The organism is Phyllobacterium phragmitis, from assembly GCF_002980495.1.
GTDB classification, from domain to species: Bacteria; Pseudomonadota; Alphaproteobacteria; order Rhizobiales; family Rhizobiaceae; genus Paramesorhizobium; species Paramesorhizobium phragmitis.
On the sequence record NZ_PVBR01000005.1, the window covers coordinates 172,823 to 194,389 of the forward strand.

24 protein-coding genes and 1 other RNA gene are annotated in these 21,567 nt (G+C 60.3%); 8 read left to right on the forward strand and 17 right to left on the reverse strand.

The features are described from left to right. Positions 1-73 precede the first annotated feature (73 nt). From C5748_RS08695 to C5748_RS08710, 4 genes are all read right to left on the reverse strand, one after another. Positions 74-1,147: a 5-(carboxyamino)imidazole ribonucleotide synthase gene (locus tag C5748_RS08695; RefSeq protein WP_105741540.1), complete on the reverse strand. Its 1,074-nt coding sequence runs from the start codon at positions 1,145-1,147 to the stop codon at positions 74-76. A gap of 2 nt (positions 1,148-1,149) precedes the next feature. Then, entirely contained in the window at positions 1,150-1,647 is a 498-nt protein-coding gene (purE, locus tag C5748_RS08700; RefSeq protein ID WP_105741541.1) for a 5-(carboxyamino)imidazole ribonucleotide mutase, read from the reverse strand. Positions 1,648-1,757: 110 nt separating this feature from the next. Then, complete coding sequence (locus tag C5748_RS08705) at positions 1,758-1,961, reverse strand: YdcH family protein (RefSeq protein WP_105741542.1); 204 nt, start codon at positions 1,959-1,961, stop codon at positions 1,758-1,760. A gap of 154 nt (positions 1,962-2,115) precedes the next feature. After that, positions 2,116-2,355 (reverse strand): hypothetical protein, encoded by a 240-nt coding sequence (locus C5748_RS08710; RefSeq protein ID WP_105741543.1) that lies wholly within the window; start codon positions 2,353-2,355, stop codon positions 2,116-2,118. On the opposite strand from C5748_RS08710, the gene C5748_RS08715 reads away from it, so the two are divergent. Beyond that, positions 2,345-2,527: a YdcH family protein gene (locus tag C5748_RS08715; protein ID WP_199194745.1), complete on the forward strand. Its 183-nt coding sequence runs from the start codon at positions 2,345-2,347 to the stop codon at positions 2,525-2,527. The genes C5748_RS08710 and C5748_RS08715 overlap by 11 nt on opposite strands. 103 nt (positions 2,528-2,630) lie before the next feature. On the opposite strand, the gene C5748_RS08720 is transcribed toward C5748_RS08715, so the two are convergent. Then, positions 2,631-3,875: an MFS transporter gene (locus tag C5748_RS08720; RefSeq protein ID WP_105741545.1), complete on the reverse strand. Its 1,245-nt coding sequence runs from the start codon at positions 3,873-3,875 to the stop codon at positions 2,631-2,633. Between the two features lie 157 nt (positions 3,876-4,032). After that, entirely contained in the window at positions 4,033-4,221 is a 189-nt protein-coding gene (locus C5748_RS08725; RefSeq protein WP_105741546.1) for a DUF1192 domain-containing protein, read from the reverse strand. A 146-nt stretch (positions 4,222-4,367) separates the two neighbouring features. Here C5748_RS08725 and C5748_RS08730 point away from each other — a divergent pair, with 146 nt between their 5' ends. Then, entirely contained in the window at positions 4,368-5,372 is a 1,005-nt protein-coding gene (locus C5748_RS08730; protein ID WP_105741547.1) for an NAD(P)H-quinone oxidoreductase, read from the forward strand. 50 nt (positions 5,373-5,422) lie between these two features. On the opposite strand, the gene C5748_RS08735 is transcribed toward C5748_RS08730, so the two are convergent. Beyond that, positions 5,423-7,636, reverse strand: a complete 2,214-nt coding sequence (locus C5748_RS08735; RefSeq protein WP_105741548.1) for an esterase-like activity of phytase family protein — start codon at positions 7,634-7,636, stop codon at positions 5,423-5,425. 223 nt (positions 7,637-7,859) lie between these two features. Between C5748_RS08735 and C5748_RS08740 the strand changes: the two genes are divergently transcribed. Beyond that, on the forward strand, positions 7,860-8,558 hold the full coding sequence (locus C5748_RS08740; RefSeq protein WP_105741549.1) for a DUF1013 domain-containing protein: 699 nt from the start codon (positions 7,860-7,862) through the stop codon (positions 8,556-8,558). A 95-nt stretch (positions 8,559-8,653) separates the two neighbouring features. Here C5748_RS08740 and C5748_RS08745 read toward each other — a convergent pair whose 3' ends face one another. The 5 genes from C5748_RS08745 to C5748_RS08765 all read right to left on the reverse strand — a co-directional run bounded on the left by C5748_RS08745 (position 8,654) and on the right by C5748_RS08765 (position 13,028). Next, a complete protein-coding gene (locus C5748_RS08745; RefSeq protein ID WP_105741550.1) occupies positions 8,654-9,361 on the reverse strand; it encodes a helix-turn-helix transcriptional regulator in 708 nt (235 codons plus the stop codon). Between the two features lie 5 nt (positions 9,362-9,366). Continuing rightward, positions 9,367-9,954: a DJ-1/PfpI family protein gene (locus tag C5748_RS08750; protein ID WP_105741695.1), complete on the reverse strand. Its 588-nt coding sequence runs from the start codon at positions 9,952-9,954 to the stop codon at positions 9,367-9,369. 33 nt (positions 9,955-9,987) lie between these two features. Then, positions 9,988-10,188 (reverse strand): hypothetical protein, encoded by a 201-nt coding sequence (locus C5748_RS08755; RefSeq protein WP_105741551.1) that lies wholly within the window; start codon positions 10,186-10,188, stop codon positions 9,988-9,990. An 89-nt stretch (positions 10,189-10,277) separates the two neighbouring features. Then, the gene (locus tag C5748_RS08760; protein WP_105741552.1) at positions 10,278-11,063 is read right to left on the reverse strand and encodes an SDR family NAD(P)-dependent oxidoreductase; all 786 of its coding nucleotides are present in this window, start codon (positions 11,061-11,063) and stop codon (positions 10,278-10,280) included. Positions 11,064-11,126: 63 nt separating this feature from the next. Next, positions 11,127-13,028 carry a propionyl-CoA synthetase gene (locus tag C5748_RS08765; RefSeq protein WP_105741553.1) on the reverse strand — a complete coding sequence of 634 codons (1,902 nt, stop codon included), beginning with the start codon at positions 13,026-13,028 and terminating at the stop codon, positions 11,127-11,129. Between the two features lie 153 nt (positions 13,029-13,181). Between C5748_RS08765 and C5748_RS28530 the strand changes: the two genes are divergently transcribed. Further along, positions 13,182-13,352: a hypothetical protein gene (locus tag C5748_RS28530; RefSeq protein WP_199194740.1), complete on the forward strand. Its 171-nt coding sequence runs from the start codon at positions 13,182-13,184 to the stop codon at positions 13,350-13,352. 50 nt (positions 13,353-13,402) lie between these two features. On the opposite strand, the gene C5748_RS08770 is transcribed toward C5748_RS28530, so the two are convergent. The 5 genes from C5748_RS08770 to tkt all read right to left on the reverse strand — a co-directional run bounded on the left by C5748_RS08770 (position 13,403) and on the right by tkt (position 19,603). After that, entirely contained in the window at positions 13,403-14,428 is a 1,026-nt protein-coding gene (locus C5748_RS08770) for a class I fructose-bisphosphate aldolase (RefSeq protein WP_105741554.1), read from the reverse strand. 162 nt (positions 14,429-14,590) lie between these two features. Next, the gene (locus C5748_RS08775; RefSeq protein ID WP_105741555.1) at positions 14,591-15,784 is read right to left on the reverse strand and encodes a phosphoglycerate kinase; all 1,194 of its coding nucleotides are present in this window, start codon (positions 15,782-15,784) and stop codon (positions 14,591-14,593) included. Between the two features lie 71 nt (positions 15,785-15,855). Further along, positions 15,856-16,425 carry a putative glycolipid-binding domain-containing protein gene (locus C5748_RS08780; protein ID WP_105741556.1) on the reverse strand — a complete coding sequence of 190 codons (570 nt, stop codon included), beginning with the start codon at positions 16,423-16,425 and terminating at the stop codon, positions 15,856-15,858. A gap of 4 nt (positions 16,426-16,429) precedes the next feature. Beyond that, positions 16,430-17,440: a type I glyceraldehyde-3-phosphate dehydrogenase gene (gap, locus tag C5748_RS08785; protein WP_105741557.1), complete on the reverse strand. Its 1,011-nt coding sequence runs from the start codon at positions 17,438-17,440 to the stop codon at positions 16,430-16,432. 168 nt (positions 17,441-17,608) lie between these two features. Further along, positions 17,609-19,603 carry a transketolase gene (gene tkt, locus C5748_RS08790; RefSeq protein ID WP_105741558.1) on the reverse strand — a complete coding sequence of 665 codons (1,995 nt, stop codon included), beginning with the start codon at positions 19,601-19,603 and terminating at the stop codon, positions 17,609-17,611. Positions 19,604-19,935: 332 nt separating this feature from the next. Between tkt and C5748_RS08795 the strand changes: the two genes are divergently transcribed. From C5748_RS08795 to C5748_RS08810, 4 genes are all read left to right on the forward strand, one after another. Then, positions 19,936-20,208, forward strand: coding sequence for a DUF4164 domain-containing protein (locus C5748_RS08795; protein ID WP_105741559.1), 273 nt, complete (start codon positions 19,936-19,938; stop codon positions 20,206-20,208). A 19-nt stretch (positions 20,209-20,227) separates the two neighbouring features. Continuing rightward, entirely contained in the window at positions 20,228-20,596 is a 369-nt protein-coding gene (locus C5748_RS08800) for a cell division protein ZapA (protein ID WP_105741560.1), read from the forward strand. A 121-nt stretch (positions 20,597-20,717) separates the two neighbouring features. Further along, positions 20,718-20,875: non-coding RNA, 6S RNA (gene ssrS, locus C5748_RS08805), on the forward strand. 76 nt (positions 20,876-20,951) lie between these two features. After that, positions 20,952-21,557 (forward strand): 5-formyltetrahydrofolate cyclo-ligase, encoded by a 606-nt coding sequence (locus C5748_RS08810; protein WP_105741561.1) that lies wholly within the window; start codon positions 20,952-20,954, stop codon positions 21,555-21,557. Positions 21,558-21,567: the final 10 nt, after the last annotated feature.

Sequence of the window (21,567 nt, forward strand, 5' to 3'; positions counted from 1 at the left end):
GGTTGGCGCGAAATAGCCAAGAATTGGGTCTTTTGTCAACTCCCGTCCGGCAAAAGATGCGCGATAAGCGATTCTATTTGCTGGTTTTCAGCCTGGTGACATGGCCCATCTTGCGGCCGGGGCGGACCTCCGCCTTGCCATAGAGAGTGAGCACCGCGAAAGGTTCGCTTAAAAGCTCGGGCACGCGCGCGATATCGTTGCCGATCAGATTCTCCATCACGCAATCGCTATGGCGCGCGGTCTCGCCGAGCGGCAGGCCGGCAATGGCGCGAATATGCTGCTCGAACTGCGATATGGCGCAGGCGGCTTCCGTCCAATGGCCGGAATTATGGACGCGCGGAGCGAATTCATTGGCAAGTAGCGTGCCATCGGGCAGCACGAAGAATTCGAGCCCCAGCACGCCGATGTAATCGAGCGCGTGCAAAAGCTTTTCGGCTGCCTGCCGGGCCATTTCAGCGGTCGCCGACGATATGGCGGAGGGGACGGTGGATGTGGCAAGAATGCCGTCGGAATGGACGTTTTCGGCAATGTCGTAGGTGCGGACATTGCCCGCGCGATCGCGCGCGGCAATTACCGAGACTTCGCGTTCGAAGGCGACGAAGCCTTCCAGAATGGCGGGTGCATTGCCGATTGCAGCAAGCGCTTCGGCGACATCGTCACTGCCGTCGCCGCGAAACTGCACCTGCCCCTTGCCGTCATAGCCCAGGCGCCTGGTTTTCAGGATCCCGCGCCCATCGAAAGCGGCGAGCGCCGCTGCCAAGCCTGCGGAATCGTTCACCAACTGCCACGGCGCCGTTTCTATGCCGCAATCATTGAGAAAGGCCTTTTCCCTGAAGCGGTCCTGCGAAACCTCGAGAGCGATGGGGGGCGGATAAACGCGCTTTTTTTCCGTGAGCCTCTGTGCGGCCTCGACGGGAACATTTTCGAATTCATAGGTGATGACATCGCAGGCCTGCGCAAGTTCAGCCAATGCGCTCTCATCGTCATAGGGAGCGGCGATCTGAAGGTTCGCCACCTGCGAAGCGGGGCAGCCGGACTGCGGCTCCAAAATGATTGTGCGGAAGCCGAGCCTGGCCGCAGCCATGGCAAGCATTCTGCCGAGCTGGCCACCGCCGATGATGCCGATCGTCGATCCGGGCTGCAGCATGGTCACGCCTCGTCCTGGGGACGTTCGGCAACCTTGGCGCTTTGCTCCGCTCGCCAGGCATCGAGCCGTTTGGCGAGCTCCGGGTCGGAAAGCGCCAGAACGGCGGCGGCGAGCAGTGCTGCATTGATCGCACCGGAGCGTCCGATGGCAAGCGTGCCGACGGGGATGCCAGCCGGCATCTGGACGATGGAGAGGAGCGAATCCTGGCCGGAAAGCGCCTTTGACTGGACCGGTACGCCAAAGACCGGGAGCGGTGTCATGGAGGCGGCCATCCCGGGCAGATGGGCCGCACCTCCCGCGCCAGCGATGATCACCTTGAAACCCTCGGCCCTGGCGCCCTTGGCGAAGGCGACGAGGCGGTCCGGCGTACGATGGGCGGAGATGATGCGGGCATCGTGGGAGATGCCCAGGGCCTCAAGCGTGTCGGCGGCATGGCGCATTGTCGGCCAGTCGGACTGGCTGCCCATGATGATCGCGACTTCAGCACGTGTTTCAGCCATCGCCAAATCCCCATTGTTCGAAAGGGGCACTTAGCCGAAAAGCGGAAAGCCCGCAAGGCAAGGACGATACGGGGCCGTGAGAGAGCCCGTTGACGAATTCACATATGAACTCAGGCGATGATATCGGGGATGATCCCGTCTTCCAGTTCCTGAAGCTTGTCCTTGATGACGAGCTTCTTCTTCTTCATGCGCTGGATGCGCAATTGATCGCAGCCGACCTGGATCATGGCGTTGATGGCGGCGTCGAAATCCGCGTGTTCCTGTTTCAGACGTGCGACAGCCAGTCGTATCTCTGCCTGGTCCTGATCGGACATGCGGTTTGTCCCGTTCTTAATTATCTGCTTTGGGATCGTCCAAGAAATCGCGGGGATCGCGTTTCGACGCCGGGCGGAGCCCATACCACATTTTTGCCTCGGAGAAAATGCTACTATCCCAAATTCGACTTCCGGACCAAGTCGTGGCAGACTGTCATCGCTCTGTCACGAAGTCTTCCGGCAGGGTCAGGTCATGGGCTCGTGAATTTGATCGAATGACGCCTGAAACAGCAAAAAGATGCGTGTTGACCTCTGCAACATTGGTTTGCGGAACCTGATGGACATAGGCCTGCATGGCTGTCTTGTTCATCGCTGCATATTCGATCGGATTTATGAGCTCATGACCTGAAGCCTTTACGAGGAAAGCAACCGAAGGAGATGCAATCATGGCCATTGAGTCCCATCTTGCAACGCTGGAGAAGAAGCACGGCGCCCTGGAAAGGGAAATCACCGAAGCGATGTCATGTCCGGCAATGGACAATCTTCGCATTGCTGACCTCAAGCGCAAGAAACTGCTGCTCAAAGACCAGATTGAAAGGCTCAGAATACAGGTTACCCGCCACTGAATTTTTCGGAATGTAGACCGGGGACGCCTGTAGCAATTATAGGCGCCTCTGGAAATTTCTCGCCCATCGCCCGAAACCGGTTCCGACTTTCGGGTGAGGTGCTTTAGTCCTGTTCTCCGTCGGCGCGTGGGACGAGCCTGAGCCCTTCCGGCGTCGCCGCGCGTTGGGAAGGCAGGCTCTGGAAGTTGTCCTTTTCTTCCGTTGAAGGCGCCGGGCGCTGACGTGAGCGGATGATGGCGTAGACAGTGATCGAGATATGCGCAAGCGCGGTCACGGCAAACAATGCAGAGGGCCAGAGATATTGCATCGCGACCGCCGCCAGGAGCGGTCCGATCATCGTGCCGAAGCCGTAAAGCAGGAGCAGCCCGCCGGAAATCTCCACGAAGTTCTCCGAGGCCGCGAAGTCGTTGGCGTGGGCGACGGCGACCGGATAGAGCGCATAGGTGAGAGCGCCATAGAGCGCGGTCATGATGAGAATGACGATGGCGCTGGTCGGTGCGATGAGAAAGATGGCAAGCCCGACCATGGATGAGGCGCCCGCGACACCGGCGAGTACGAAACGCCTGTCCGTTCTGTCCGAGAAACGCCCGACGGGGATTTGCGTGAGGGCGCCGGCCAGGATGGTGAAACTGACCATCAGGGCGATCGTGGTGGTATCGATGCCCGAGGCGGCACCGAACACGGCGCCGAGCGTACCCCAGGCGCCGTTGGCGATGCCGATCAGGATGCAACTGACGAAGGACACCGGCGAATTCTTGTAGAGCACCTTCAGGTCGAGCTGTACTTCACTGAGAGGCTTCGGACTGATGGCGGTCGATATGGCGGTTGGGATCAGCGCCATGCACAGAAAGATACCCGTGACCATGAAGAGGCTGGCGGTATGCACGTCGCCGGCGACAACGATCAACTGGCCGCTCATCACCGCGCCGTAATTCACCATCATGTAGAGGCCGAAAATCTGACCGCGGGTTTCATTGGTGGCGCGCTCGTTCAGCCAGCTTTCGATGACCATGAATGCACCCGCCATGGCGAAGCCGGTGAAGGCGCGCAGCACGATCCAGACGGTCTGGTCGATGAAGAGACCGGTGAGAAGGGCGATGATGGCGGCCGAGGATGCAAAGAAGCCGAAGGCGCGGACATGGCCGACCCGGCGCACGAGCCTTGGCGCGAGCAGGCAGCCGGCGATGAAACCGCCTGCCCAGGCGGTGCCGAGAAGACCGAGGGAACCGAGCGCAAAGCCTTCGCTGCCGCCGCGCAGAGGCAGGAGAAGACCATGAAGACCGGATCCAGCCAGAAGAAACGCCGTGCCGCAGAGAAGCGCAAAGACCTGAATAAAAGAACTGAACAAAATGGTCCCCGAATTTGTGAGGTTCTACCGAAGGAGGAAGTGCCGAAGGCCGATGGCAAAAATAGAAATCGATTACGTGCCCGGAACGTCAGTAAAATCCCGGGCAGCGATTCTGGCGGAGATATTGGCCAAGATATTGGCCATTATTCGGGCTGGTTCAGCGAAACAGCGCTTCAGCAGCCGTTTTGCTGTCTCCCTTTTTGTCGCGATCGGCTTCCAGCCGCTCGATTTCCGCGCGCAGAATAGCGATACGTTCATCCAGTTCCGCAACCGATAACAAGGAAAGATCCTGCCCGATTTCGTGAGCGGTTTTCCGGATAGGCGGCTCGTCGTCGAAAAGCGTCATGATGTTCTCCTCATTCCCCCCTCGGCACGCTCCTCGGTACTGGCATTGGTTCGACCCCATTGCCAGACGCGGGTCAAACGATACATTCCCTTGGGCCTGACATCAAATCATTCGATCAGGCAAATCATTCGAAGGAGCGATTCTATATGTCTCTGCAAAACCCATCGCAGATGACGGCGATCGAGATCACCCAACCGGGCGGTCCGCGTGTGCTGAAACCGATGAAACGTCCCGTGCCGAGACCTGCGGCGAGTGAAATCCTGGTCCATGTGAAGGCCGCGGGCGTCAATCGTCCCGATGTTCTGCAAAGGCAGGGCCATTATCCTCCACCTCCCGGCGCGTCGGATATTCCGGGGCTGGAAATCGCCGGTGAGGTAGCGGCCGTGGGCGAGCGGGTCGAGCGTTTCCGCGTGGGCGACCAGGTGATGGGGCTCGTTGCGGGCGGCGGCTATGCCGAATTCGTGGTCGTGGACGAAAGCAACGCGCTGCCGCTTCCGTCCGGCTTCGGCTATGCCGAATCAGCGGCCATTCCGGAAACCTTCTTTACCGTCTGGCACAATGTGTTCGAGCGGGGCGGCCTGAAGCAAGGGGAAACACTGCTGGTGCATGGCGGCTCGTCGGGCATCGGCACGACGGCGATCCAGCTTGCCAATGCTTTTGGCGCCTATGTCATCACGACCGCCGGCTCGGCGGAGAAATGCGAGGCCTGTCTCAGGCTCGGCGCCGACAGGGCGATCAATTACCACGAGGAGGATTTCGTCAAAGCTGTTGAGGAAACCACCGACGGCAAGGGCGCGCAGGTCATTCTCGACATGGTGGGCGGCGACTATATCGACCGCAATTATGATGCGGCGGCGATCGACGGGCGCATTGTCCAGATCGCTTTCCTGAACGGCGCGAAGGCGAATGTCAATTTCTCGAAGCTGATGACCAAACGCCTGACCCATACCGGCTCGACGCTGCGGTCGCGCCCCGTGGCGTTCAAAGCGTCAATTGCCCGTGAGCTCGAAAGCAAGGTCTGGCCGCTTCTGGCGGAAAGACGTATCGCGCCGGTCATGGACATGATCTTCCCGCTACGCGATGCCTGGCGGGCACACGAACGCATGGAAGACGGCCATCACATTGGCAAGATCGTGCTCGACGTCGCGTGAAACGAAAAAGGCCGCGCATTGCGCGGCCTTCCGTGCTTCAAAAGCTCCATTCAGTTCAGGGCCTGGACCTTGCCGATGGTGAAGAACAAGGTCTCGCCCGAGGAGTCGTCCACACCGTCATTGTCGGTGACGGCATAGCCTTTCCCATTGCTGTCGATGGCAAAGCCTTCGAGCTTGTCGACCACGTAACCGTTCGCCGATTTCAGATCGGGCATGAAATCATGCGCGAGCGTCTTCTGTACCACCGGCAGTTCGCCGCCAAGCTTCGCAGGCTCCAGCCCTTCCAGGGCGACGCGGTAAAGCCTCTTGATCGCCGCCTTGTCGCCGATCTGGTTGTCGCGCTCGACGATATAGAGCTGGCCGTCATGGGCGGTGATCTCCGAAAGGCCGACCCAGCCTGCCTCGGTCTTGTCGAGCGGGTATCGTACCGCTGTCCATTCCTTGCTCTTCGGCTTGTAGGCGAGAAGCTTCACGGTACCCTTCGGATCGTCCGCCCATTCGCGCTGCACGGCCATCCACAGGGTTGCGTCGTCGCCTTCGCCTGTGAGCGTGATGCCTTCCAGGCCGAAACGTTTCTGGCCCGCCAGAACGTCCTCGGGCAGGGCGATTTCCTGCTTGATCGCGCCTTTTTCGTCGACATGCAGGATGGCGTGCGGGATGAGCTTCTTGGCATTGCCTTCATTGGCCAGCCAGAAACCGCCCTTGCCGTCGGTGGTGATGCCTTCGAGGTCGATTTTCTGCGCCGGCTGTCCGCCGCGTGTCACGACGAGTGCACCAGTGATCCGCGCCGGCTGCGCGTTTGCATCGATGGTGAAGATCGTCGGCGCCGTCGAATAGAAGGAATCGGAAACCGCGAAGAGCTTGCCCGGTTCCTTGGGATCGGCGACCAGGCCGGAGAGCGCGCCCCAGCCGAGCGGCGATCCGTCTTTTTTGGTGGCGGAGACGATCTGCGGGTAGGCCGGCGTGCCGTCCTCAAGCCGATAAACCATCACATGCGAGCGAGGGCCGCCATCCTCGACCAGGTCGGCCTCGTTGGCGGTGACGAGCAGATCGCGGCCCGGTACCGCGACAAGACCTTCAGGTGCAATGCCGGAAGGCAGAAGCTGGACGAATTCCGGTTCGCCTCCAGTATCCTTGTAGACGCCGATGACGGAAGCGCGCTCGGCGGCAACGAAAATATACTTCGCATCGCCGAAGGTTGCGGTTTCGAGGCCTTCCGGTTCGGCGCCCTTCTTGCCCGAGCGCTTGTCGGGATAATGGCCGATCTGCACGATCCGCCGTTCCAGCGACGGGCCGGATTCGTAGAGAACCTTGCCATCGCGGGCGAAGATGGTGAAGCCGCGCGAGCCGCCCTTGTAATCGCCTTCATTGGCGGTGACGAGGCGCTCGTCATCGAGCCATTTTATCGCGTCAGGTTCGCGCCGAACGCCTTTCAGGCTGCGGTCGAAAGTAAGTGCTCCGTCAGACTTGCTGTCGATGCCGTCGAGATCGACGCTGCCGGCGGAGAAATGCGAAAGGAGCTTGCCGCTCGCCGCATCGACGATGGCGATGTGGTTGTTTTCCTGCAGCGTCACGGCGATTTCGTTCTTGCCGTTGAAGCTGACGAATTCCGGTTCCGGGTCTTCCGGCGCGATCTCGGCCAAGCCGGTCAGCGCCACGGTCTTCATGCTGGCGCAATCGGGCTGGCCGTCCTTTAGCGAGAATATCTTGAGGTCGCCGGCGGGAAGCTGCGGCAGTTCGCCATCGTTCAGATCCTCGTCGCGTTCGTTTTCGATTGCCACGGCAAGAAACGCCTTGTCGGGTGAAACCGCAACGGAATCGGGCTGACCGCCTAGGTCGCAGCTTGCTTCGACCTTGCGCGTGGCGAGATCGATCACATCGAGACGTCCGGAAGGTTTCACCTTGCTTTGCGAGGTGTTGACGCCAGCGAGCACCTTGCCGCCTACCACGATCACCGATGTCGGCTCGCCGTCGACCTTGATGCTGCCGCCTGGTTTCGGCTGGGCCGGATCCGTGATGTCGACGAAGCCGATGCCGCCATAGGGGCTGTCGGAATAGACAAGCGTATTGCCATCCTCGGAAGCGGCAATGATCTCCGACGATGTCTCGGTCGTCTTGTCGGCATCCGCCGGAAGATTGCTGGCGACGGGGAAGGTGGCGATGCGGTTGAAGACAGGCTCGGCGGCTGCCGGAAATGCAGCGGAGGCAGTCAGGATGGTGAAGAGGGTAAGGTATACGGAATGGTGTTGCCTGAGTTTGGGCATGAGTGAATCTCCCTATTTCTTGTGCAACTCCTTGTTCAACTCCATTTCAATGCGATGACGCTTTCATGACAGTTCGATGAAAACGGAAGGTAATGCACGGCAATCCGCAGCGCTTCCTTGCCCCTCGATGAAAACATCGCTATATACGACGTGAATTCCCGGAAAATTGTGGTTACCCACGGCCCGCGCCCCCGGAGCGGACGAACAAGAGGACTATATCTAAATGGCCACCCAGCTTCTTATGCCGAAGGCAACGGCCGTCTGGCTTGTCGACAATACCGCGCTATCCTTCGATCAGATCGCCAATTTCTGCAAGCTGCACCCGCTTGAAGTGAAAGCGATCGCCGATGGTGAAGCCGCGCAGGGCATCAAAGGCCTCGATCCCGTCATCACCGGCCAGCTCTCCCGCGAGGAGATCGCCAAGGGCGAGAAGGATCCCAATCACAAGCTGAAGCTCCTGGAGCCGAAGGTGCGCGTACCGGAAACCAAGCGCAAGGGACCGCGCTACACCCCGCTGTCGAAACGCCAGGACCGTCCGAACGCCATTCTCTGGCTTGTGCGCAATCACCCTGAACTGAAGGATGCGCAGGTTTCGCGTCTCATCGGTACGACGAAATCGACCATCGAGCAGATCCGCAACCGTACCCATTGGAATTCGGCCAATCTCCAGCCGATGGATCCGGTGACGCTTGGCCTCTGCTCGCAGATCGATCTCGATCTCGAGGTCGAACGCGCTTCGCGCAACCGTCCGGCCACAGCGGCGGAAACCGGCGACACGCTGCTTCCGGCTTCGGCGACGGAGAATGCCGATTACCGCGACCAGCCGTCTTCCAGCGAAGAGCAGGAGCTCGATGCCGACAAGGTTTTCGCCAAGCTTTCCTCGCTGAAGGGTTCGAACAACGAGGATGAAGACGAGGAATAAACTCGTTTCCCGGATGAATTGATGAAAACCCGGCGTGGAGATATCCACGCCGGGTTTTTCATGTGCCGGTCCTGATGTGCTTGGGAGAAATAATACTAATATTGGTCCTTGTAGGCGTTGAACTCGCGGGCTTCCATCAATCGGTAGAAATCGGCGAGCGTCTTGCCGCGCTCGGGGCGGAAACGGCGGCCTGAATCCGCTGCAAGCGAAATACGGTCGGTGCGGAATGTGCGGAATGCAGTCCGCAATTCGCACCAGCCGATGACGGTCCAGACCTTGCCCCAGAACCAGAGGCCGAGCGGACGGATATCACGGCCGCTCTCGCGCCCTTCCAAATCCCTGTAGCGGATGGTCAGCACATTGCCGCCATCAACGGCGCGCTCGACGATATCGATGATCTGTCTCTCATATTCGCTGATATTGGCGGCGGGCGCATGGATCTGCGTGTTGGCAATGCGCGAACGGTCCTCTTTCGGGAGCACGGCCTCGATCTTGACCAGCGCTTCTTCCGCGCCGCGCGCCATGGATGCGCCGCCCCAGGCGCGAACCAGCCTGGCACCGGCGACAAGGGCGACGATTTCATCGCGCGTGAACATCAGCGGCGGCAGATCGTATCCCTCGCGCAATATATAGCCGACGCCCGCTTCCCCATCGATGGGAACGCCTGTGGACTGCAGATCGGCGATATCGCGGTAGATGGTACGTTCCGAAACCTCCAGCCGTTCGGCCAATAGCCTCGCCGTCACCAGCCTGCCGCCACGCAGGCGTTGCACGATCTGAAAAAGACGGTCGGCGCGCCGCATCGACGTCAGGCACTCCCATATTCGCGCGAAAAAAGCCTGCGCATTTGCCCGATGTCGTCGGCCTTTGTCGGGAAAAGCGTTTCGAGAAAGGCTGCGGCAAATGTCCCCGGTGCCGTACCCGAGGCGCTGATGATTTGGCTGTCGCTGACGGCAAAGGGTACATCGCGATAATGGTCGGAGCCATCGTAATCGCCGATTTTCCCCTGAATCCACCCCGCGCCGTTGCTGGTGTGATCGCGGCCTGAGAAAAGGCCGGCGCGAGCAAGCGCCAGCGTGCCGGCACAGATGCCGCCGACTGTTCCGCCCCGTGCGTGAACCGCCAGAAGCAGCGGCGCGATGTCAGGAGGCGTGGCGGAAAACCAGGTTTGCGAACCGATGATTGCGACCGCGTCGAGATCGGCGTTCTCAGCGCTGGAGACACCGCGATCCGGCGCCAGGACCAGCCCGCCGATGGACCTGACGGATTTTTTCTCAGGCGCGAGAGCGACGACACGCGCGTTGAAATATTCGACGGCGGACCCGGAAAGGAAGCCGAACTCCCAATCGGCATAACCCTGGATGAAAACGAGGCCGATTGTCTTTTTTTCTGTCATTTTCGCGCCCATTATCTGATTTTCTTGGCGATTCTACAATTCTTGCGCATCACAGGGTAGCTTCCAGCGATCCGCCCTGCGTTCGGGATAGGCGTCCGGCCAGCCGATGTCTTTTTGAATGTAGCGCGGCAGGTTGCCGATCAGGCGTTCCGTGCGGATCTGGTCGCGCCTTGCCCGGATCTTCCGGCGATAGTGCTGAAGCACGCTCAAAATAGGAGCTATGACGATACCCATCCTGGTTTCTCCCTTGGTTTCAGGAAGGTATCATCGCACACTCCTGCTGACAGCTATCTGTCAGGAGTGTCGGGAGATTGTCGGACGGGTCATGCCTTGACCGGAACGGTGTAGTTCAGCGGTAGTCGTCCGCCATCGGCATAGATCGTCTGTCCCGTGACATAGCTCGAATCGGGAGAGGCGAGGAAAGCCGCTATGCCGGCAATCTCGGAGGGCTCACCTACGCGGCCCATCGGCGTTCGCGACAGGATGCGGTCCATGGCACCGGCATCGGCGTTGACGCTTGCCAGCATGTCGGTGTTGATCGAACCTGGTCCGATGGCATTGACGCGGATGCCGTAGGGAGCGAGCGAAACGGCCATGACGCGGGTGAGCTGGTTCACGCCGCCCTTGGAGATCGAGTAGGGCACCTGGCTCTCCAGCCCGAACAGCGCATTGACCGACGACATGTTGATGATCGTTCCAGCAGGGCCGCCCGCCTCGACCCTCGCCACCATCCGGCGCGCCACGGCCTGGGCGCAGAGGAAGGAGCCTTTCAAATTGATCCGCAGCACGCGATCGAAATCCTCCTCCTTCAATGAAAGGAAATCAGCGTTGTGCGCTATACCGGCATTGTTGACGAGAATGTCGATGTCGCCGAAAGCATCGGTCGCAAACGCCAGCAGATTATGCACGTCGAGTTTCTGGCCGACATCGGCCGGCGTAAACCGTACCGCACCGAACTGCGACAGATCCTTTGCCGCCGCGGCGCCCTTTGCTTCGTCTAAATCCGCCATCACCACGCTGGCGCCGTCGATCAGATAGCGTTTCGCGATGGCATATCCGATGCCCTGCGCGCCGCCCGTCACGATCGCTGTTTTGCCTTCCAGCCCCATGGTTCTTCCCTGCCTTTCGATATTCGCACCAGGGGCGGAGATTGGACCGGGCGCGGTGAGGGGTCAACCGCCGATGCCACGCAGTTTCAGCGCTTCGGCTATTTCCGCCAGGATGGCCGGATCATCGATGGTGGCGGGCATGTTCCATTGCTCGCCATCGGCGATCTTCTGCATCGTGCCGCGCAATATCTTGCCTGAACGGGTTTTCGGCAGCCGCTTGACGGCGAGCGCCAGTTTGAAGGCCGCGACCGCGCCGATTTCCTCGCGCACTCTGGCGATGCAATCCGCCTCGATATCGCAGGCGTTGCGGGTCACGCCTGAGTTGAGAACCAGAAATCCGCAGGGGACCTGCCCCTTCAACGCATCGGCAATGCCTATGACCGCGCATTCAGCCACATCAGGGTGGCCGGAGATGATTTCCTCCATCGCGCCGGTCGAGAGGCGATGGCCGGCGACGTTGATGATGTCGTCGGTGCGGCTCATGATGTAGAGATAGCCGTCCTCGTCCATATAGCCGGCATCCGCGGTCTTGTAATAGCCGGGAAATTCGGCGAGATAGGCATCGCGGAAGCGCTGGTCGGCGTTCCAGAGCGTCGGCAGGCAGCCGGGAGCGAGCGGAAGCTTGACGACGATATTGCCGAGATCGCCGCGTTTCACCTGATGTCCGGCATCGTCCACCACATGGATTTCATAGCCGGGCAGGGTCTTGGTGGGCGAACCGTATTTCACCGGCAGGATACCGAGGCCGACGGGATTTGCCACCATCGGCCAGCCTGATTCGGTCTGCCACCAATGGTCGATCACCGGAACGGAGAGCTTTTCCTCGGCCCATTTGATCGTATCGGGATCAGCGCGTTCCCCGGCAAGGAAAAGACAACGGAAGCGCGAAAGATCGTGACGCTTCACGTATTCGCCGCCCGGATCGTCCTTCTTGATGGCGCGGAAGGCGGTCGGGGCGGTGAACATCGTCTTCACATCGTGCTCATCGATGATGCGCCAGAAAGTGCCGGGGTCGGGCGTGCCGACGGGCTTGCCCTCAAAGAGGATGCTGGTCGCGCCGACAAGCAGCGGCCCATAGACGATATAGGAATGGCCGACGACCCAGCCGACATCGGAAGCCGCCCAGAAGACGTCGCCGGGTCCGATATCGAAGACCGCGCCCATCGACCAGGCAAGTGCCACCATATGCCCGCCATTGTCGCGCACGACGCCCTTGGGCTGTCCCGTCGTGCCGGAGGTATAGAGCACATAGAGCGGATCGGTGGCGGCGACGGGTGCGCAAGGGACCGTGCGACCGCGCGCGGCGGCGACGGCTGACGCATAATCGATATCGCGGCCTTCCACGGGAGCATAGGCAAGTTGGGGCCGTTCGAGAACGATGCAGCGCGAGACCTTGTGCCCCGCCATGTCGATGGCCTTGTCGAGCATCGGCTTATAGGCGATGACGCGGCCCGGCTCCAGGCCGCAGGAAGCGGCGATGATCATGACCGGCGCCGCATCATCGATGCGGCTGGCGAGTTCATTGGCGGCGAAACCGCCGAAGACCACGGAGTGGATCGCGCCGATGCGGGCGCAGGCGAGCATGGCAATCGCCGCTTCAGGCACCATCGGCATGTAGATGATGACGCGGTCGCCGGTCTTCACGCCATTATCGAGCATGATCGCGGCAAACGCCTGGACTTCTGCGAGAATCTCCCGATAGGTCAGCTTGCGCTTGCTGCCGGTGATGGGGCTGTCATAGATGATGGCGGGCTGGTCTCCGCGTCCGTTTTCGACGTGACGGTCGAGGGCGTTGTAACAGGTGTTGCACAGCGCGCCTGGGAACCATCGCCCATAGACGCCCAGATCGGAATCGAAGACCTTCTCCCATGGCCGGACCCAGTCGATGGCTTGCGCGGCGTCGGCCCAGAAGCCTTCCGGATCGCGTTTCCATGAATCATAGGTGGCGGTATAGCGCGACGACATTCCGTTCCTCCCAAAAACAGTCCTCCACCCCTGTTCTAGCCCTCCGGGTATCCAGACGTCCATGGGACTAAAGCATCGGCGTAAAATCAGGACCGGAAAAGGCTTGGCGGTTCAGCGTGCTGCGCTGTAAGAGACTTTTCAAAGGACCGGCCCTTGACCAAGATTCTACTCGTTCTGCTCCTCGTTGTGATGGCACTGCATCTGGTCAAGCCGCTGGGGCTGCCGGGCCTGAGGCAACGCAGCGATTTCTGGAAGATCGCAGTGGTGGCGATCGGGCTGATGTTCCTCGTCGTCGCCCTGCATGCAGGGGCCGTGTTTAAATAAAAAAGCCCGGATCGTGCGATCCGGGCTTTTTATTGGACAATGTCCTGGCTTCATGCGGCCTTTTCGAGATCGCGTTTCCAACCGCCCGTCGCGGCAAGCGCATTCATGCGGGCGCGGTGGGAGAAGGCGCGCTGTCCGGCGGCGACATTCTCCGGCTTGCCGGCCCAGGCCTTCAGTGCGGCTGCCTGCAATGCACGGCCATAGGAGAAGGTGAGCTTCCACGGCAGCTGATAAGCGGCGTTCATGGCCGAGAGATGTGCCGTCGCCTCCTCGTCCGATTGGCCGCCGGACAGGAAGGCAATCCCCGGCACCGCCGAGGGCACCGTCGATTTCAGGCAGCGCACTGTCTTTTCGGCGATTTCCTCGACGGAAGCTTTGCGGGCATTCTTGCCGTCGATGACCATGTTCGGCTTGAGGATCATGCCTTCCAGCAAGACGCGCGCGTCATAGAGTTCGGCGAAGACCGTCTTGAGCACCCATTCGGTGACTTCATAGCAGCGGTCGATGGAGTGGTCGCCGGGCTTGCCGTCCATCAGCACCTCAGGCTCGACGATCGGGACGATGCCGGCTTCCTGGCAAAGTGCTGCATAGCGGGCCAGCGCCTGGGCATTCTGCTTGACTGCGCCCCAGCTGGGCAGGCCATCGGAGATGGAGATCACGCCGCGCCATTTGGCGAAACGCGCGCCAAGCGCATAATATTCGGACAGGCGTTCGCGCAGGCCATCGAGCCCTTCGGTGATGGTCTCGCCGGGGAAGCCCGCCAGCGGTTTTGCGCCGGCATCGACCTTGATGCCCGGGATACTGCCGGCCTGCTTGATGATGTCGGCGAGCCTGGTGCCGTCGGCTGCGCTCTGGCGAATGGTTTCATCATAGAGGATGACGCCTGAGATGCAGTTCTTCATCGCCTCTTCGGAGCGGAACAGCATTTCGCGATAATCGCGGCGGCTTTCTTCCGTGGAGGTCAGGCCGATCGTATCGAACCGCTTCTTGATCGTTCCCGAACTTTCATCGGCGGCAAGAAGGCCCTTGCCGTCGGCAACCATGGCAATCGCGATATCTTCGAGACGTTCACTCATCAATGGGGGCTCCAACTTTTTCGTTCTTTCATCAGCGCAATAACAAAAGAGTGCGGTAAACGAAACGCCAGTGCAAACCTTTGAAACGATTGAATTTATTTCAAACGATTTAGGAGTATCACTTTTTTCGGCAGACGGTTAAAGAAGGAGGGCGTCCCGGTTCTACGATTGCCGCAATACGTCGACGCCTGGAAGTGGTTTGCCTTCCATCCATTCGAGGAAGGCGCCGCCCGCCGTCGATACATAGCTGAAATCATCGGCGACGCCCGCGTGGTTGAGCGCCGCGACCGTATCGCCGCCGCCGGCGACCGAGACGAGATCGCCATCCCTGGTGCGGGCCGCGACATGGCGCGCGGCAGCGACCGTCGCCTTGTCGAAGGGGCGAAGTTCGAAAGCGCCGAGCGGTCCGTTCCAGACCAGCGTCGCGGCATCGTCTATGGCGCCCTGGATGCGTTCGATCGACTGCGGCCCGACATCGAGAATCATGCCATCGGCCGGAATCGCGTCGAGGCCATAGGCGTGGTTGGGCGCATCAGCCTGGAAATGCCATGCGACGATGGCATCGACGGGAAGGATGATGGCACATTTGGCGTCCTCCGCCTTGGCCATGATCTGGCGCGCCGTGTCGGCGAGATCATGCTCGCAAAGCGATTTGCCGACGCCGATGCCGCGTGCGGCGAGAAAGGTGTTGGCCATGCCGCCGCCGATGACCAGCGCATCGACCTTTTCGATCAGGTTCATCAGGAGATCGATCTTGGAGGAAACCTTTGCGCCGCCGACAATCGCCACCACCGGGCGGGCGGGATTGCCAAGACCCTTTTCCAGTGCATCGAGTTCGGCCTGCATGGCACGGCCGGCATAGGCGGGAAGCAGATGGGCGAGGCCTTCCGTCGAGGCATGAGCGCGGTGGGCGGCCGAAAAAGCATCGTTGACATAGATGTCGCCATTGGCGGCCAGCGCCCTGGCGAAATCGGGGTCGTTCTTTTCTTCGCCGGGGTGGAAACGGGTATTCTCCAGGAGCAGGATGTCACCGTCCTTCATGGCCGCGACAGCGCTTGTCGCCTTCTCACCGATGCAATCCTCGGCAAAACGGACGGGGTGATGCAGATGTTTCTCCAACGCCTTCACCACCTGGCGCAGCGAAAATTCAGGGGATGGCGAGCCTTTGGGACGTCCGAAATGCGCCAGCAGGATGACTTTCGCCCCTTTCTTCGACAGTTCGGAAATGGTCTCCACGACGCGCTCGATACGGGTGGCATCCGTTACTTCGCCATTGGACAGCGGGACATTCAGGTCGACGCGGAGAAGAACACGCTTGGATGTGATATCGGCATCATCGAGGGTACGGAAACTCATCGGTCTTCTCTCCGGTCGGTGTTGCGCATGATCGTGGATCGTCCCGGGCAAAGGGCGCGAACACTACCAAATCACGCTTTCAGCCTTTCGAACAGGCCTGGATAATCGATAACAAGGCCGTCCTCATCGACAGGAAGGTCGGCGCTGAAGCTGCGGTCCTCGGCCTGGTAGCGGTAGAGCCGGTCCGCTTCCAGGCAGGTATAGTTCTGTCCGTCGCGGAATGGTTCGAAGCCATCGAACGGCACATAAAGCATGGTGAGCTTCGCCGTCTCCGACTGCGGCGTCAGGCCGAGACGTCTGATCGGTATTGTATTGGTGAAAGGCGTTCCGGCAAGGTCGATATCGATGCAGCCGTCGAATTCGGGCAAGGCATCGCCGTCCTCATCGCGCCAGCGCCCTTTGCCATCGGAAAGAAGCGCCAGCCGCTGTCCTGCCATGGTCTCGACGGAAAAGCTGCCGACATGCCAGCGTGCATCGCAATCGATGCGGTAGCGCACGCCGTAGGGAATGCCGCCGCGATCGCCGATCACCACGCTATCGACGCGGATACCGCCTTCATGCGGCGTGATGGTGAGGTGTTCGAGACCCTCTCCCTCAAGCAGGCGCCAGCGCACCGTTCTTTGGGAGAGGGCTCTGAACATCGGCTCAGATCACCTTGGCAAAGGCGACGGCGGTATCGCTCATGCGGTTGGAGAAGCCCCATTCATTGTCGTACCAGGTAAGGATACGGACGAAGGTGCCCTCTATGACCTTGGTCTGATCGATCGCGAAGATCGAGGACTGGCTGTCATGGTTGAAATCGCGCGACACCAAAGGCTCGTCGGTATAGCCGAGGACGCCCTTCAGCGGGCCGTCGGCGGCAGCCTTGATGGCGTCGTTGATTTCCTGGACCGTCGTGTCGCGCTTGGCGACGAACTTGAAATCGACGACCGAGACGTTGGGGGTCGGAACGCGGATCGAGGTGCCGTCGAGCTTGCCCTTGAGTTCCGGCAGCACCAGGCCGACGGCCTTGGCCGCACCTGTCGAGGTCGGGATCATCGAAAGGGCCGCTGCGCGGGCGCGGTAGAGGTCCTTGTGCATCTGGTCGAGCGACGGCTGGTCGTTGGTATAGGAGTGGATTGTCGTCATGAAGCCATGGTCGATGCCGACTGCGTCGTTCAGGACCTTGACCACCGGAACGAGGCAGTTGGTGGTGCACGAGGCGTTGGAGATGACCAGATCGTCCTTGGTCAGCTTGTCATGATTGACGCCGTAGACGACCGTCAGGTCGGCGCCCTCGGCGGGGGCGGAGATGAGCACGCGCTTGGCGCCGGCGGTCAGATGCGCGGCAGCCTTGTCGCGGGTGGTGAAGAAGCCGGTGCATTCCATCGCGATGTCGACGCCGAGCTCCTTGTGGGGGAGCATCGCCGGATCCTTGATCGCCGTCACCTTGATTGGCTTGCCGCCGCCGACGGTAATCGTGTCGCCTTCGACCTTGACGGAAGCCGGGAAGCGGCCGTGGACCGAGTCGTAGCGCAACAGATGCGCATTGGTTTCCACCGGACCGAGATCATTGATCGCCACGACTTCGATGTCGGTGCGGCCGGATTCGACAATGGCGCGAAGGATATTGCGGCCGATACGACCAAACCCGTTGATTGCGACGCGAACTGCCATTTTCTATTCTCTCCCTACTGGGTGTGGGTGGTGCCCTGATGAGCCCGACTGCATAATTCCTTAAATCAGAATCGATTTAAGGATAAAATTATGCAGCATTTCAAAGTGCTAGAGCGTCCTTTGCGCGCCCAATTGGACGCGCGGCGCTCTAGTGGCCAGTGCCGCTAATCAAGCGGCTTTCTGCAATTTGGCTTCGGCAGCCTTGACGACGGCCTCTGCGGTAATGCCGAAATGCTTGTAGAGGTCTTCGATGCGCCCGCTGGCGCCGAAACCAGTCATGCCGATGAAGATTCCATCATCACCGATGAAACGCTGCCAGCCGAGCGAAATCGCCGCCTCGACCGCGATCTTGACCGGCGCATCGCCGAGCAGCGCCTGCTGATAGGCCGGCGTCTGTTGTTCGAAGAGTTCGAAACAGGGGACGGAGACGACGCGCGTCGCAATGCCGTTCCTCTCGAGCGTGGCACGAGCGTCGAGTGCGATCTCGACTTCCGACCCGGTGGCGAAAATCGTCACCTTGGCATCGTCGCCGGCTGTCGCCAGCTCATAGGCGCCGTAAGCGCAGAGGTTTTCCTCGATATGATCGGTGCGGACCGTCGGCAGGTTCTGCCGGGTGAGGGCAATGGTCGATGGCGCCTTTGTCGATTTCAGCGCCAATTCCCAGCATTCGGCCGTTTCCACCACATCGGCGGGGCGGAACACCAGATGGTTCGGGATCGCCCGCAGCGCCGCAAGCTGCTCGACGGGCTGGTGCGTCGGGCCATCCTCGCCCAGGCCGATGGAATCATGCGTCATCACATAGACCACGCGAATACCCATCAGCGACGACAGGCGCATTGCCGGGCGGCAGTAATCGGAGAAGGTGAGGAAGGTGCCGGAATAGGGAATGATGCCGCCATGCAGCGTCAGACCATTCATCGCTGCCGCCATGCCGTGCTCGCGGATACCGTAATGGATATAGCGCCCGCTATAGTCATCAGGCGTGATCGGTTTGGTCTGACTGGTCCTGGTGTTGTTGGAGCCGGTGAGGTCGGCGGAGCCGCCAACGGTTTCGGGTACCACGCCATTGATGATCTCAAGCGCCATTTCGGACGCTTTGCGGGTGGCTACCTTGGGTTTTTCCGCCGAAACCTTCTTCTTGTAATCGGCGATCGCCTGCTCGAAGCCGCCGGGCAGATCACCGCGAATGCGGCGTTCGAATTCTCCGCGGGTGTCGGCGTCGGCAGCGGCCAGACGTTTTTCCCATTCCTGACGCTTGCGTGCTGCATTCAGTCCGGCAACGCGCCAGGTATCGAGAACATCAGCGGGAATGACGAAAGGAGTCTCTTCCCAGCCGAGAGCCTTGCGCGTGGCGGCGATTTCGTCGGCGCCGAGCGGCGAGCCGTGGACCTTGTTGGTGCCGGCCTTGTTCGGCGCGCCGAAGCCGATGGTGGTCTTGCAGGCGATCATCGTCGGCTTGTCGGAGGCACGGGCCTCTTCGATCGCCGTGGCGATGGCATCTTGATCGTGACCGTCGATGCTCAGCGTGTTCCAGCCGGATGCGGCGAAACGCGCGGGCTGGTCGGTGTTGTCGGAGAGCGACACGGCACCGTCGATGGTGATGCTGTTGTTGTCCCAGAAGACGATGAGCTTGTTGAGCTTCAGATGGCCGGCAAGCGCGATGGCTTCCTGGCTGATGCCTTCCATCAGGCAGCCGTCGCCGGCGAGCGCATAGGTGTAGTGATTGACGAGGTCATCACCGAACTGCGCATTCAAGATGCGTTCGCCCAGCGCCATGCCGACGGCATTGGCCAGTCCCTGACCGAGCGGGCCGGTGGTCGTCTCGATCCCTGCGGCATGGCCATATTCGGGATGGCCTGCGGTCCTTGAACCCAACTGGCGGAAACTCTTGATCTCGTCGAGCGTGATATCCTCGTAACCGGAGAGATAGAGCACGGAATAGAGCAGCATCGACCCATGGCCGGCGGACAGGACGAAACGGTCGCGGTCGGGCCAATGCGGGTTCTTCGGATCATGCGAAAGAAACCGGGTGTAGAGAACCGTGGCGATATCGGCCGCGCCCATCGGCAGGCCGGGATGGCCGGAATTGGCCTTTTCCACCGCGTCCATCGACAGGAAACGGATCGCATTTGCCATTTTGTTGCATTTTTCGGAATTGGTCATGGTCTCGGCCGTCTTTCGAAAGGGACTTGAGCGCGCCTGTTTCGGCGATGCTGGAAGAGCAGGCGACACATAGCAGGTGCAGATGTGGAGTCAATAAAACCATGCCCTACGATTCAGCCAGCCGGGTCGGATAACCAAGCCTGTGCGGAACTTGTGCATTGTCAGCAAAAGGACATAATGCAGTCGATAACCGGTGTATGACTTTTTCATGACTGCCGTGATTTGTTGCGTGCAATCAAAGCAGGCACTAATATTCAGATTGGAAGCCGTTCTTGGCAATGCGATTCGTCGCCATTGGATTTTGCAACGAACGGTCAAGGGAATAACCAGGGATGGCACCGGAAACGACTCTCAAACAAGTCATGGATAGGCTGGACCGGGCGCTCAATGCGCTTGAGGAAGCAGTCGATCTAAGGCTTGAGAAAGAGGGCGATTATGCGGAAGCCGAGGAAGAAGTGCAGCGCATGAACACCGACCGCAGCCGGTTGGCGCAAGAGCTGGACACATCCGAATCCCGTGCCGAACGTCTCGAATCTGCGAACCGCGAAGTGTCGCGGCGTCTTGTCACAGCGATGGAAACGATCCGCGCCGTGCTGGACAGGTAAGCCGTATAGGAGAGATCACATGGCAACGGTGACTGTTACGATCGACGGCAAAGCCTACCGTATGGCCTGCGACGAAGGGCAGGAGCAGCACCTGACGGGGTTGGCCGAGCGCTTCGACCGTTATGTGACCCATCTGAAATCCTCTTTCGGCGAGATCGGAGACCAGCGTTTGACCGTCATGGCCGGCATCATGGTCATGGACGAGCTGGTCGAAATGCAGAAGCGTCTGAAGGGGCTGGAAAACGAGGCGGAAACCCTGCGCCGTTCGCGCGACGAGGCCTTGAACAAGGCCGACAAGAACGACGCGGCGCTGACCGGGACCCTGTCGGACGTGGCGCAGCGTATCGAGACGCTGGCGACCAGGATCGCGGTGAAGCCGGTTGCGTGAAGCGCGCTGAACGGCGCAGGCCGGATAGGCCGCTTCCGGTCTCGTGTTTTTATTCAAAAAGCATGAACAAGCAGGCTTGCCCCACTGGCGCACGGGCCCCTGGAGTCCTATATTGGCTGTCGGCGTACTGCACTTCCCGACAGGAGTAACACAATCCCCGGGGCCTTAATTGATCTCAAGGGAGCTGTCCCTGGAAAGGCCCGTGGGCTTTTTCATACGGCGCCCACCTACGTTGTAGGTTCCCGGGATCAATCTCTCCATCGGTCGTTGTGGTCGCCACCCTTTTCCGATTTGCTTGACCTCCCTAATTTACTTGACCTCAATGCCCCGTTGCGGTTGTTTTCGGCTGTTATTCATGGAGTGGCGGGTGGAGCAAATCGTCCCTGATCGCAAGGAATTGAAAAAGGCGCTGCGGCGGCAAGCGCTTGCCCGGCGCGATGCGCTCGACGTCGACTATCGCGCGAATGCTTCGTTGGCGGCCGCCAGGCATGGCGAGGGCATCGCCTTTGCACCCGGTACTGTGATCTCGGGCTTCTGGCCGATTCGCTCCGAGATCGATCCACGTCCGCTTCTCGCCACGTTGCGGGAACGTGGCGCCAGGCTTTGCCTGCCTGTCGTGCTCGACCGCGAAACCATCAGCTTCCGTGAATTGCTTGACGACACGCCGATGGTCGATACCGGTTTCGGCACGATCGGGCCCAGCTCGGCGGCGCGGGTGCTCGATCCGGATTTGATGCTGGTGCCGCTCGCTGCCTTCGACATATATGGCAGGCGCATCGGCTATGGTGCCGGACATTACGACCGTGCTCTGGCGCGGCTCGCCGAGAAGGGCCTGCGTCCGCGGCTGATCGGTCTGGCCTTCGATTGCCAGGAAGTGGCGGACGTACCGGATGAGCCGCATGATCTGCGGCTTTCACAGATCCTCACCGAGAGCGGCTTGCGCGGCGTTATGCCTGCCTGATAAAGGCAGA